This is a genomic window from Tistlia sp., assembly GCF_040905785.1.
Taxonomy (GTDB): Bacteria; Pseudomonadota; Alphaproteobacteria; order Kiloniellales; family DSM-21159; genus Tistlia.
The window spans coordinates 190,547-202,979 of record NZ_JBBDQW010000072.1; the positions used below are offsets into that span (position 1 = coordinate 190,547).

Annotated in this window: 12 protein-coding genes; all 12 read right to left on the bottom strand. The window is 70.2% G+C overall.

Going from position 1 to position 12,433, the window contains the following annotated elements; all coding sequences use genetic code 11:
- Positions 1-248 precede the first annotated feature (248 nt).
- The gene (locus tag WD341_RS16745; RefSeq protein ID WP_368426625.1) at positions 249-1,343 is read right to left on the bottom strand and encodes a glycosyltransferase; all 1,095 of its coding nucleotides are present in this window, start codon (positions 1,341-1,343) and stop codon (positions 249-251) included.
- A gap of 79 nt (positions 1,344-1,422) precedes the next feature.
- Positions 1,423-2,265: a 3-deoxy-8-phosphooctulonate synthase gene (kdsA, locus tag WD341_RS16750; protein ID WP_368426626.1), complete on the bottom strand. Its 843-nt coding sequence runs from the start codon at positions 2,263-2,265 to the stop codon at positions 1,423-1,425.
- A gap of 133 nt (positions 2,266-2,398) precedes the next feature.
- The gene (locus WD341_RS16755) at positions 2,399-3,445 is read right to left on the bottom strand and encodes a glycosyltransferase family 2 protein (RefSeq protein WP_368426627.1); all 1,047 of its coding nucleotides are present in this window, start codon (positions 3,443-3,445) and stop codon (positions 2,399-2,401) included.
- 7 nt (positions 3,446-3,452) lie between these two features.
- On the bottom strand, positions 3,453-4,460 hold the full coding sequence (locus WD341_RS16760; RefSeq protein WP_368426628.1) for an SIS domain-containing protein: 1,008 nt from the start codon (positions 4,458-4,460) through the stop codon (positions 3,453-3,455).
- Positions 4,461-4,710: 250 nt separating this feature from the next.
- Positions 4,711-5,592: a CmcI family methyltransferase gene (locus tag WD341_RS16765; protein ID WP_368426629.1), complete on the bottom strand. Its 882-nt coding sequence runs from the start codon at positions 5,590-5,592 to the stop codon at positions 4,711-4,713.
- 47 nt (positions 5,593-5,639) lie between these two features.
- Positions 5,640-6,338 (bottom strand): CmcI family methyltransferase, encoded by a 699-nt coding sequence (locus WD341_RS16770; RefSeq protein ID WP_368426630.1) that lies wholly within the window; start codon positions 6,336-6,338, stop codon positions 5,640-5,642.
- 104 nt (positions 6,339-6,442) lie between these two features.
- Entirely contained in the window at positions 6,443-7,936 is a 1,494-nt protein-coding gene (locus tag WD341_RS16775) for an ABC transporter ATP-binding protein (RefSeq protein ID WP_368426631.1), read from the bottom strand.
- A 45-nt stretch (positions 7,937-7,981) separates the two neighbouring features.
- Positions 7,982-8,782: an ABC transporter permease gene (locus WD341_RS16780; RefSeq protein ID WP_368426632.1), complete on the bottom strand. Its 801-nt coding sequence runs from the start codon at positions 8,780-8,782 to the stop codon at positions 7,982-7,984.
- A gap of 149 nt (positions 8,783-8,931) precedes the next feature.
- Positions 8,932-9,795: a hypothetical protein gene (locus tag WD341_RS16785; RefSeq protein ID WP_368426633.1), complete on the bottom strand. Its 864-nt coding sequence runs from the start codon at positions 9,793-9,795 to the stop codon at positions 8,932-8,934.
- A gap of 83 nt (positions 9,796-9,878) precedes the next feature.
- Positions 9,879-10,562 carry a methyltransferase domain-containing protein gene (locus WD341_RS16790; protein WP_368426634.1) on the bottom strand — a complete coding sequence of 228 codons (684 nt, stop codon included), beginning with the start codon at positions 10,560-10,562 and terminating at the stop codon, positions 9,879-9,881.
- Between the two features lie 60 nt (positions 10,563-10,622).
- Positions 10,623-11,492 (bottom strand): glucose-1-phosphate thymidylyltransferase RfbA, encoded by an 870-nt coding sequence (gene rfbA / locus WD341_RS16795; protein ID WP_368426635.1) that lies wholly within the window; start codon positions 11,490-11,492, stop codon positions 10,623-10,625.
- The gene (gene rfbD, locus WD341_RS16800; protein WP_368426636.1) at positions 11,489-12,394 is read right to left on the bottom strand and encodes a dTDP-4-dehydrorhamnose reductase; all 906 of its coding nucleotides are present in this window, start codon (positions 12,392-12,394) and stop codon (positions 11,489-11,491) included. Before rfbD ends, rfbA begins: the two co-directional genes overlap by 4 nt.
- Positions 12,395-12,433 lie beyond the last annotated feature (39 nt).

Here is a 12,433-nt window from a genome sequence, read left to right on the forward strand (position 1 = left end):
GCGCCAGCTCCCAGGTGTAGCGGGGCCCGCCACCCTGCCGGTGCCAGTCCCACAGGAGAAGTTTCGGCGCACTCATACCAGCGTCCCGGCCACGGCCATCGGATTTCTGTTGCCCCCGTTCGAGATGATCGCGGCCCGACCGCGACTCCGCTGCCGAAACGGGCAGCGGGCGGATCGTGGCGGGCCATTTGGGCGGATCGATGAAGGCATGGCGCGTGGTACCAAAAAAACGGGCGAGCGGGCAGGCCCTACGAGGGCCGTTGCCGCCCCTCGTCGGCGAGCCTGCGCAGCGCCGAGGCGAGGCGCGGCCCCCAGGCGACCAGGGAATAGTCGCTCTCGACCCGCCGGCGGCCGGCCGCTCCCATCGTCGCCCGCAGCCGGGGGTCCGGCAGCAGCCGCTCGAGCGCCAGCCGCCACGCCTCGCCGTCCGCTGCCAGGAAGCCGGTGTCCGGCGTCACGATGTCGCGGTTGGCGCCGACCGGCGAGGCGACGACGGGCAGGCCGGCCGCCATATACTGGATCAGCTTGAAGCCGCTTTTGCCGCGCTCCCAGGGCCCGTCGCTGAGCGGCATGATGCCGAGGTGGCAGGAGGCCAGCACCGACTTCTCCGCCGCCTCCGACCACGCGACCCGCTCGATGGCGAGGCCCGCCTGCTCGACCGGCCCGGCGCCGATCAGCACGAGCGTCAGTGGCCGGCGCTCGGCGAGCTGCGCGAGCAGCGGCAGCACCGGACCCAGGTACTGCGAGGTCGTCGGGCTGCCGATCCAGGCGAGCCGGAGCGCGCCGTCGGCCGTGCCGTGGTCCGCCGGCGGGTAGGCCTGGTGGTCGACGACCGTGGGCACGAGCAGCGTGGCGCGCGCGCCCTGGCCTTCGGCCCAGTCCTGCAGGTGCCGGTTCGCCGCCACGATCAGGTCGGCGCGGCGCACGAGGGCGCGGAACTTGTGCCCCAGGAGCCGGCGCACCGCCGCGCGGGGGTGCTCCTCGTAGCGCAGCATCCAGGCGTCGTCGAGGTCGAGCACGACCGGGCGGCGGCTGCGCGCGAGCAGCGCCTCCTCGATAAACGGCAGGAAGGGCAGCAGCTCCTTCTCGATCCAGAACAGCCGGGTCTCGCCGGGCCGCAGCAGGGCGGCGACGCGCTGCAGATAGCGCCCGGCAAGGCCCGAGGCCGACTTCTCGCCGGAGCCGTAGAAGCGCCGCAGGTAGCCGTCGTCGAGCAGCGGCCGGTAGCGCGGCGCCAGGCCGGCGTCCCGCAGGTATGGGTCGAAGTCGTAGAGGCGCAGCCGGCTGCTGGCGCCCAGGCGGCCGTAGCGGGGCAGGGCGAGAATCGGCAGGCCGGCCTCCACCGATGACCCCTTCCGCGCGCCGGAGCCGCCGCCGGTCACACGCGGGCGCGCGCCGCGCCCTGTCCCGCCGGCCGTCGCCTCACGCCTCCGCCGGCACGCGCTTGGCCAGGCGGTCGAAGTTCATGAGAGTCTCGATCAGGGCCGGCAGCTCGGCCAGGCGCACCATGTTCGGGCCGTCGCTAGGCGCCTTGTCCGGGTCCTGGTGGGTCTCCATGAAGACGGCGGCGACGCCGACCGCGACCGCGGCCCGCGCCAGCACCGGCACGAACTCTCGCTGCCCGCCGGAGCGGCCGCCGAGGCCGCCCGGCTGCTGCACCGAATGGGTCGCGTCGAAGACCACCGGCCAGCCGGTCTGGGCGAGCACCGGCAGCGCGCGCATGTCGGAGACCAGGGTGTTGTAGCCGAAGCTGACGCCGCGCTCGGTCAGCAGGATCCGCTCGTTGCCGGTGCTGGCGACCTTGGCCGCGACGTTGGCCATGTCCCAGGGCGCCAGGAACTGCCCCTTCTTGACGTTGACCACGGCGCCGCTCTCGCCGGCGGCGATCAGCAGGTCGGTCTGGCGGCAGAGGAAGGCCGGGATCTGGATGACGTCGACCGCCTGGGCCGCGCGCACCGCCTGCTCAGCGGTGTGGACGTCGGTCAGCACCGGCAGGCCGACCGAGGAGCGGACCTCGGCCAGGATCTCCAGCCCGCGGTCGATGCCGAGACCGCGCTCGGAGTCGAGCGAGGTGCGGTTGGCCTTGTCGTAGCTGGTCTTGTAGATCACCCCGACGCCGAGCTTGGCGCCGATCTCCTTGAGCGCGTTGGCGGTCTCCAGCGCGTGTTCCCGGCTCTCCAGGGCGCAGGGGCCGCAGATGAAGGTCAGCGGGCGGTCGTTGGAGATCTCGAGGGCGCCGACGCGAACGGTCTTCGGCGAGGTCATCGCTGGCTCCTGATAAATGGCCGCGGAGCCCGCTCGGGATGCAGCGGCTCACGGGGCTCGCACGGCGGGGGTGCGTCTCCGGGCAGAGCTATCGCAAAGACGACGCGGCCGACAAGCGCAAAGTTCCCCGGCCTCACTCTCGCCCGCCACGTCCGGGAAGCCCTCTCAGGCAGGCATCGCGGCGCAGCAGCCGGCGCGGCGACCAGGTGAAGGAGCGGGCGAGCGTCCCGAGGCCCACCTGCCGCCCGGCCTGGACCGCCCGGCGCGTGCGCCAGAGCGCGGCCAGCCCGCGCGCCGAGTCCCGCAGGCCGCGCGCGACCGGGCGACAGCGCCGGCGACGCAGGCTGCTGGCCAGCTGCAGGGCGACCAGGGCGAGATGCACCGGCAGCAGCGGCACCAGCAGCGGCAGGGGCATGTTCTTGAGGAATACCCAGCTCTGGTTGCGGGCCAGGTGGTAGAGCGAGAAATCGCTGTTCTCGCCGATCGTGGCGGAGCCGGTGTGCCGGACCAGCGCGTCGGCGACCAGGACGCAGTCGCCGCCGAGCAGGCGCAGGCGGAAGGCCAGGTCGACGTCCTCGAGCAGGCAGAAGTAGCGCTCGTCGAAGCCGCCTGCCGCGCGGAAGCGCGTGGTGCGGAACAGCGCGGCGGCACCGCAGGGGGCGAAGACCCGCCGGTCCGCGGCCGGTGGCTCGAAGGGCTGGCCGAAGCCGCCACGCCAGGCGACTCCGCCGGCGAAGTAGCAGTCGCCGAGGCCGTCCAGACGACTGGGGTCGTCCGCCTTCAGCTGGACCGAGGCGAACATGTCGGCCCAGGGATGGCGCTCGGCGCCGGCGAGCATCCGGGCGAGCCAGTCCGGCTCGGCGAAGGCGTCGGGGTTGACCAGCGCGACGAACGGCGTCCTAGCGTCTTCGACCGCGCGGTTGTTGGCCGCGGCGAAGCCGAGGTTGGCGGGCAGCCTGACCAGGGTCACGCGGGCGTCCGCGATCTCCAGCGCTTCGACGGCGCCGTCGGTCGAGGCGTTGTCGATGACGACGATCTCCAGCGCCGTGACGCTCTGGGCCAGCAGGCAGTCGAGGCAGCGCCGCAGGTCGCCGCCGGAGTTGTAGGCGACGACCACGAGACGCACCAGGGGAGCGGCGGGCGCGCCGCCGTCGCCGGCGGCTTTCGGCAGGGCGGCCACGCCGCGCTCAGTAGACTCCACTGCGCAGGCAGTCGTGCAGGTGCAGGAAACCCACCGGCACCCGGTCGTTCCCGGAATCGACGACGAAGAGGCCGTTGATGCGGCTCTCGGTCATCAGCTTCAGGGCCTCGGCGGCGAGCGCGCCGGCGGCGATCGTCTGGGGGTGCGGGCTCATCACCTCCTCGACCGCCAGGTCGACGAAGTCGGGCGACATGTGGCGGCGGAGGTCGCCGTCGGTCACGATGCCGACCAGGACCTCCTGCCCGTCGAAGACGCCGACGCAGCCGAAGCCGCCGGCCGACATGCGGATCAGCACCTCGCCCATGCGCTCGCCGAGCTGCGCGACCGGCATGCGCTCGGCGCTATGCATGATGTCGCGCACGCGCTGCAGCACGTTGCCGAGACGCCCGCCGGGATGGAAGTCGCGGAAGCCCTCGTGGGTGAAGCCCTTGTGGCTGAGCAGCGCCACCGCCAGGGCATCGCCCAGGACCAGGGTGAGCGTCGTCGAGGTCGTCGGGGCCAGGCCCAGCGGGCAGGCCTCCTCCATCTTCGGCAGCACCAGGGCGACGTCGGCCCGTCGGCCAAGGGTGCTCTCGGCGCGGGAGGTGATGCCGATGAGCGGGATCTCGAAGCGCCGCGTGTAGACGACCAGGTCGGACAGCTCGGAGGTCTCGCCGGAATTGGAGATCGCGATGACGACGTTGGAGTGCGTGACCATGCCGAGGTCGCCGTGGCTGGCCTCGCCCGGATGAACGAAGAAGGCAGGCGTCCCGGTCGAGGCCAGGGTGGCCGCGATCTTCCGGCCGATATGGCCGCTCTTGCCCATGCCGGTGACGATGACATGACCTGGCGCGCCGGCGATCATGCGCACGGCCTCTTCGAACTTCGCGTCCAGGCAGCCGGCCAGCTGGCGCACGGCGTCGCTCTCGATCTCGACCACGCTCCGGGCAGCCGTCAGGATGTCGCGGTCGTTGCTCTCCTTGCCCTGGGCGCGGGCGGTACTGCTGCGGTTCATTTGCCTCTTTCCTCTGGGCACCGGGTCACTGCTTCTACCTCCTCTGCCGGACGGTCGCGGTTCGGGGGAGTTGGCAGCAGAAGCAAGTCCGCCGTCTCTCCGCCGTCGTGCAGCCAGGACAGTCTACTCGCTGGATTCGTTGCATTCACGGACCGATTTCGGTCGCGAAGCCAGTCGACTGGCCTCCCGGCCGGCGCGTGTGGAGTCCCGACAGGGTGAACGTTCCAGCCGCCCGAACGTCCTTGTACACCTAGTCCTCGATCCGCTTCAGATAGCCGAAGGGGCTGGCGCTGAGGAGAAAGCGCCGATGCAGGTCGGTGATCTCGAACCGGCCGGGGCGGGCCTCGACGAAGGCGCGGATCGCCGGCAGCGGCCCGCCGTCCATCTCGCGCAGGCGGTAGCGCGCCGGATTGAAGACGTCGACGATGCTGTCCTCGACGATCAGGAATTGCCCGCGCGATACCAGGTCGCCATAGGCCTCCAGGTCGCGCCGCACGGCCGCCTCGCTGTGGTCGCCGTCGTGGACGACCATCGTCTTCAGCCCGGCGGTGCGCTCTCGGACCTGCTCGATGACCGCGCCGCTGCCGCTGTCGCCGGTGATCTCGCTGATCCGGGGATGCTTCGCGAGATAGACCTCGCGGCTGATGTCGATCGAGAGGATATCGCCGTGCCCGACCTGGTCCAGCAGATGCGCCAGGAACAGAGTGCTGCCGCCGAAATGGCTCCCGATCTCGACGACGATATCGGGTCGGGCTTGGTGGATGATCTCCTGGTAGATCCAGAGGTCGCTGACCATCTTCAGGGTCGGCACGCCCATCCAGAAAATGTTGCGCATGAAGGTCGACTGGAAATAGCGCTGGTGGTACTCGGCCACGGTCATGCGGAAGGGGTCCCGCAGGCTTGGCTCGCCCGCCAGCGGCTGCTCCGCCTCCAGTGCCGCGGCCAGGCCGCCGCGCAGGAAGGCGCGCCAGTTCCGCAGCGCGAGCCCCAGGGCCGACAGGCCCGCGGGCGCCGGCTCGCTGCGCCCGGCCGGCGGCACCTCGGTCAGCAGGGTCGGGTTCTCCAGGGCCGCCTTCAGGCGCGCCATCGCGCGCTTGCGCTTCTGCTCCAGGTTGGTTTCCGCACCGGCCATCTCTGCTCTCGCGCCGCTGGACGAAGACGAAGGCACCGTCGCCCGGATCAGGCGATTCGCTCCAGGAAGGACATCGGATTGTAGGTGACCGCGAACTTCTCCCGCTCGAGATCCGGCCGGAAGCGCTGGTCGTGCTCCAGGAACGCCTCGACGGCGACGAGCGGACCGGGATACTTCTTGCTCAGCTTTACGCCCTCTTCCTTGAAGAGGTCTATGATCCCGTCCGTGACGATGTAGTACTGGCCGGGCGTGACCAGGTCGCTGTAGGACAGGAGATCCTGGTAAACGGCCTCGGCGCGGTGGTTTCCGTCGTGGATGATCAAGGTCTTGCGCCCGCGGCACAGCTCGGCGACCTCCGAGACGGTCGACTCCGCCTCCGAGGCCGCCGTGATGCAGTGGATCAGCGGGCTGCTGGCCTGGAAGTTCACGCGCGAGATATCGATCGAGACGACCCGGCGCTCGCCGCCGAGCAGCGACAGCAGGTCGGCCAGGTACTGGGTCAGGCCGCCCGCAGCGGAGCCGATCTCGACCACCACCTCCGGCTGGCGCTCCATGAGGATCTCCTGGAACGTCCAGAGATCCTGGGGCGCCTGCACGATCGGGACGCCGCGCCAATGGATGTAGCCGTAGCCGCGGACGACCTGGGATTGGTAATCGTTAACCCAGTCCGATAGGGATTGCTTCCAGGCGGAGCGGTACTTCTCGACGACCGCTCGAGACGCTTGTGCGCTCTTCTCGAACTTCATGGGTGACTTTTCCGGAGACTGGCGCACGGCATCGGTGCGGGGGGACGCGGCGGGATCGTTAGCGCCTCTGCCGCTGCTTGTCGAGGGTTGGGTAGGGCCGAATTCTAGAAGCAGGTCCCCGAGCCGGACCAGCTGAGGGTGACGCCCTTGCCGTCCGCCTCGGGCTCGAGGATGCCGAAGCCGGCGATCTTGACCGTCTCGCTCTTCGCCGGTTGCGCCCCTCCGATGCCGACCTGGAAGGACAGCCCGAAGTGCTCCCGGGTCAGCTGCGGGATGGTGATGCTTCCCTGGACCTCTATGTGCTGTCCCGCGGCCAGCTGCTGCCGGCCGGTATCGGACGCAAGGGACAGCCCCGAGATCTCGACCGGCGACGTGCCGATCGGCGGCTCCAGCCCCGGTCGGTGCAGGGCGATCCAGGCGCCGTCGAACTCGATCTTCCTCAGGGCGCGGAGTCGGAAGGCGAGCTCGACGGTCTCTCCGCGCGAGAAGAGGAACCAGAAGCGCAGGTTCCGGTCGACCTCCATGCCGGCGACCTGGACGTGCTCGGTCTCGAACGAGGGGCCCTTGAACAGCGGCGGCCGCATCGCGCGGACGTAGGGCGCGCGTGCGGGGCCTTCGGCCGGCTGCTCGGCCTCCGTCTCCTCTCCGGTCTCGGATTCGAGGTCAGCCTCCTCGCCTTCCTCCTCGTCGAGCAGGCCCTGCGAGGAGTCGAGGGACGCCTCGAGGTTGCCGCTCATGCGCTCGTTCTCGCGCAACTGGTCGAGGGTCAGGATCGCCTCGTCGATCGGGCCGTCGAACACGATCTGGCCCCGATCGAGCACCAGCCCGCGTGTCGCGTAGGTCCAGAGCAGGTCGCGGTCCTGGCTGAGGATCAGGGCGCTGCGCCCCTCCAGGAGCGAGAACAGGCGCTGCTGGGCCCGTTCCCCCAGGACCGGGTCGCGCAGGGACAGGCTCTCGTCGAAAACGAAGGTGTCGGCCTCCAGGTGGAGGGCGATCGAGAGGCCCAGGCGCCGGACGTGGATCGGGTCGGCGTTGAAGGTCGGCCGCTCGGCCTGGTCCCGCAGGCCCGCGAACTCCAGCACCTCGTCGGTCCGCTCCCTCAGCCACGCCCGGTCGGCGCCGTAGAGGGCGGCGCGGAAGCGCAGGTTCTCCCGCAGCGTCAGCATCGGCCTGAAGCCGCCCGCCACGGCATTGACCAGCGCCGTGCGTCCCGGTACCGAGACCCTGCCGCGGTCCGGCGGATAGAGCCCCCCGACGACGTTCGCCAGCGTCGACTTGCCGCTCCGCCGCAGCCCCAGCACCCCCACCGTCTCGCCCTTGGCTACGGTGAAGCTGACGTCGCGCAGGGCGTAGAACTCTTGCGGCCTCAGTGGTTTGTCGGCCGTCCGGCGGCGTAGCGCCGCCGGCGTCAGCAGATCGAAGAGGGCGTAGCGGCTCGACCGCCAGAGATCGGCGCAGAAGACCTTGTCCAGGCTCTCGAGCGTCACCGCCGGCTGACTTTTCTCGGCGGCGGCAGGCTCGGCGCCCTCCGCGGTCGCAGGGGTATCGGAGTCGGCCTCGGAGGGCTGCGCGGGGGAATCGCTCGGCTCAGGCAGCATGCTGGTGATGGTGGATTTCCGCGAAATGTTGCTGGGTGCGCTGGTCTAGATGTGGACCACGCCCTTCGGCATGCCCCGGTAGTAGTAGAGCAGCGCCAGGGGGGCGAGCAGCAGGAGAACGCCCGCCGCGCTCGTGAAGGCCGCGAGCTCGAAGGTCGAGTTGCCGGTCAGCAGCAGGTCGCGCGCTGCGACGATGAGGTGCGCGAGCGGATTGTACTGCGTGATGACCTGCAGCAGGCCGGCCTCGGGTGGCGGGTAGAGGACCGGCGTCAGCACCAGCAGCAGGATCAGCACGAAGGGCAGGCCGTAGCGGACGTCGAAGTAGACGAGGCTGAGCGGCGCCACCAGCGCGCCCAGGGAGAGCCCCAGCAGCCACAGCGCGACCAGCAGCGGCAGGACCAGCAGCGCCTCGAGCGTCGGCACGATTCCGAACCAGACCATGACGCCGATCAGGATCGGCAGCTTGATCAGGAAGTTCAGGACGACGTAGCCGGTGGCGCCGACCAGGATCGCCCCGTAGTCGATCGGCGCCTTGCGCAGGAAGGTCCGGGAGCGCCGGCACATCTGCTGCGGCCCGCTCACGGCTTCCGAGAAGACGCCCCAGAGGAGCAGGCCGGCGATCAGGGTCACCGGGTAGGGCACCCCCTTGTCCAGCATCTCCAGGTCGAGCTCGCGCGCCACGACGTAGGCGGTGCCGGCGATCATCACCATCGGCGCCAGCACCCAGATCAGGCTGAGCATCGCGCGGCGATAGCGCGCGCGGAAGTCGCGCACGAAGATCTGCCATCCCAGGAAGAGCGGGGTGGCCAGCCGCTCTGAGAGCGTGCGTCTGCTGTGGGCTTCCATGCCTGGCGGTGTCCGGAGCGTTTGAGAGCGGCAATCTACATGGCCGGGCGCAGGAGCGCCAAGCCGCCTCTGGCAGGGCTGCTCCTGCAAGGGCAGCACCCATGCCACGACGACGTGGCCCTCCTCGCCCAGGAGTCGCGGGTCCGCCGTCAGTCGAGGAGGTACTGCTCCCGGTAGTCGGCGAAGGAGGGCAGGGCGGCCAGCGTCGCCGCCCGGCCTCGGAATGCCTCCAGATAGGGCGTGGGCACGACGAGCTGCTGCGCCGAGCGCGCCAGCGCGGCCGAGGCGGCCACGGACCACTGGGATTGCAGCCATGCCCGCCTGTAGGCCTTCATGAATCGCTTGCCACGACGGGGGCCCAGCGCCCTGGCCAGTCTGATCGCGTGGCGGTTGGTGGCGGCGAAGACGGCGATCTGCCCCGGCGTGAGGCTGGGGTTGACGCTCTGGTGCGGCGCCTTCCGCACCTCGAGACCCAGGATTTCGCCGACGGCCCGGAAGAAGACGTCGGGCCGGTCGCCCAGAAGCTCGAACGGCAGGATCGTGAGGTTTTCGGCGTCGAAGGCCTCGCGGTAGGTCCGCACGAGGTAGTCGAAGTCCAACACGTCCAGGAACAGCGCCCGGTAGCGATCCAGGAATTCGGCGAAGGACAGCGTGCCGCCCTTCTTGACGTACTGCGAGTACATCGAGGGCAGGAAGCCGGCGAAACCGCGCGTGACGAGCAGGATCCGGGCCTCGGGAAATAGGTTCCTGAGCTGGTGGGCGGCCGCGCGCTGGAAGGTCTTGATCGGGATCGGGGCGGTTACCTCGCCGGTGTCGCCCTGGAACTCCAGGCCGAGGGACAGGTGCTCGTCGCTCAGCCAGTAGCCGGCGATCTCGCGCCGCCCGAAAGCGGCCCGGTAGATGTCGCGGGTGTTGACGGTGGCCAGGTCCCTGCGGCCGGCGAGCCAAGCCTGCAGCAGGCTCGAGCCGGCCTTGCCGATGCCGATGTGGATGAGCAGGCGCTGGGACGTCATCGCCGCTTCTCGATCCTGTCGTGTCCGGCCGGCGGGCGGCACCGGCCATTGCGTCGCCCGCGGCGTACCCGCGGGCGACTGGCTCAGGCGCTCTCGCTGCGCTTCCGCCCGATCATGTTAATCATCGTCGGAGCCAGGGAGTAGCCCGGCACCTCGACGTCCTGGCCCTCGGCGTTTTGCAGCTTCATCGCCTTGCGCTCCTGCCGGGCCTCGGTCTCCTTCGGCCGGTGCATGAAGCGGTTGCGCTTCTCGAAGCTCGCCGGCAGCCGAGTGCGGTCTCCGGCCTCCAGCGTCGAGATCCAGGCCCGCTCCGCCAGTTCCTTGCTCTCGAAGTCCAAGTCCCGGAACAGGAAGCGCACGGCTTCCGCCGTGAAGCGCCAGTAGTCGCTCGGGTAGCCGTGGTGCCGGAACACGAAGGGCACGGAGATGAACAGGTGGCCGCCCTCCTCGAGCAGGCGCGAGGTGTTGCGCGCGGCCGTGAAGATGTCGTCGACATGCTCCATCACGCTGATCGAGAAGATCGTGTCGAAGCGCTTCCCCTGCACGGCCGCGTCGATCTCCTCGAAGGGGCTGCGCAGGTCGCAGACGACGTCGACGCCCCCTCCGTCCTGGAGATCCATGCCGACGAATCGCTCGACCTTTGGGAACATAGCGCGCAGGTCGAGGGTGCTGTGGTCCTTGTAGTGCTTGGCTCCCTGTTCGAGCACGCGCGATCCCACGAAGCGCCAGTTCTTCTCGATCCAGTCCTTGATGTTCTCGGAGGCCATGCGTGCCTTGCAGCCCAATCGTTGCGGGGGAGTCGCCGGTCGGGCAGCCCTGGGTCGGGATCAGTCGCTGTCCAGTACCGCCCTCAAGTGGCGGCCATAGTCGGTCTTCGAGAGCCCCTCGGCAAGCCGGGCAAGCTGCTCTGCGTCGATAAAGCCCTGGCGGTAGGCGATTTCCTCCGGCGCCGAGATCATCAGGCCCTGGCGGCGCTCGATGGTCCGTACGAACTCCCCGGCCTCCAGCAGCGATTCGTAGGTTCCGGTGTCGAGCCAGGCGAAGCCGCGCCCGAGGCGCTCGCAATGGAGGTCGCCGCTCTCCAGGTAGGCCCGGTTGACGTCTGTGATCTCGAGCTCGCCGCGCGGCGAGGGCTTCAGGCCAGCGGCGATGTCGAGCACCCGGTTGTCGTAGAAATAGAGGCCGGTGACCGCCCAGTGCGACTTGGGATGGCTCGGCTTCTCGACGATCTCGACCGGCCGCTCTTCGGCGTCGAAGGTGACGATGCCGTAGCGCTGCGGGTCGTCGACCAGGCAGGCGAAGACGGTGGCGCCCGAGGGCCGCTCGGCCGCTTGGCGCAGCTTCTGGCCGAGGCCGGTGCCGTAGAAGATGTTGTCGCCCAGCACCAGGGCGCAGCCGCCGCCGCCGACGAAGTCCCGGCCGATGATGAAGGCCTGGGCCAGCCCCTCGGGGCGCGGCTGGGCGGCGTAGCTGAAGCTGACGCCCCACTGGCTGCCGTCGCCGAGCAGCTTGACGAAGCGCTCCTGGTCTTCCGGCGTGGTGATGATCAGGATGTCGCGGACGCCGGCCAGCATCAATACCGAGATCGGGAAGTAGATCATCGGCTTGTTGTAGACCGGCATCAGCTGCTTGCTGGTCGCGATGGTGACGGGGTGGAGCCGCGTGCCGGAGCCCCCCGCCAGAACGATGCCCTTCACCCGCTTCTCTCCCCTGTCTGCTGCTCGAGCAGCGCCACGACGCACTGCCGCAGGCTGTCGGCCAACGGCGGCGGCTGGATGCCGAAGACCCGGCCGAGATTTGTCGTGTCCAGCACCGAGTAGGCGGGCCGCGGCGCCGGCGTCGGATACTCCGGGGTCGTAATCGGCGCCAGCGCCGGCACCGGACGGCCCTCTGCCCGCGCCAGCTCGAAGATCCGCCGGGCGAAGCCGAACCAGGTCATGCGCTCGGCACCGACGAAGTGATAGGTGCCCCAGTCCGAGAACCCCGGGCGGACGACCGCCTCGGCGATCGTCAGGACGGCCGCCGCGATGTCGGCGGCCGCTGTCGGGCAGCCGAGCTGGTCGTCGACGATGCGCAGCTCCGGCCGCTCGGCGCCGAGGCGCAGCATGGTCTTCACGAAGTTGGAGCGGAAGGGGCTGAAGACCCAGGCGGTGCGCAGGATCACGTGCCGCGGGCAGACCTCGCGGACGGCGCGCTCGCCCGCCTCCTTGCTGCGGCCGTAGGCGCTCAGCGGGCTGACCGGAGCGTCCTCGCGGTAGGGCTCGCGGGCGCTGCCGTCGAAGACGTAGTCGGTGGAGAGGTGGACGAAGGGCAGGTCCGCCGCCGCGGCCGCCGCGGCCAGGGTCGCGGCGCCGTCGCGGTTCACGCGCAGCGCCTCCTCCTGCTCGGACTCGGCCTTGTCGACGGCGGTATAGGCCGCCGCGTTGACGACCACGGCCGGGGCGTCGCGGCGCAGCTCGGCTTCGACGGCGGCGCGGTCGCAGAGATCCACGGCCTCGCGTGCCGGCGCGACCAAGGGAACGCCGCGCGAGGCCGCGAGGGCCGCCAGTTCGCGCCCGACCTGCCCGGCCCCGCCGAAGAGAAGAACGGCTCCGCTCATGGGGTGTGGATCCAACTCCCGAGAATGGCTGGCTGGTGG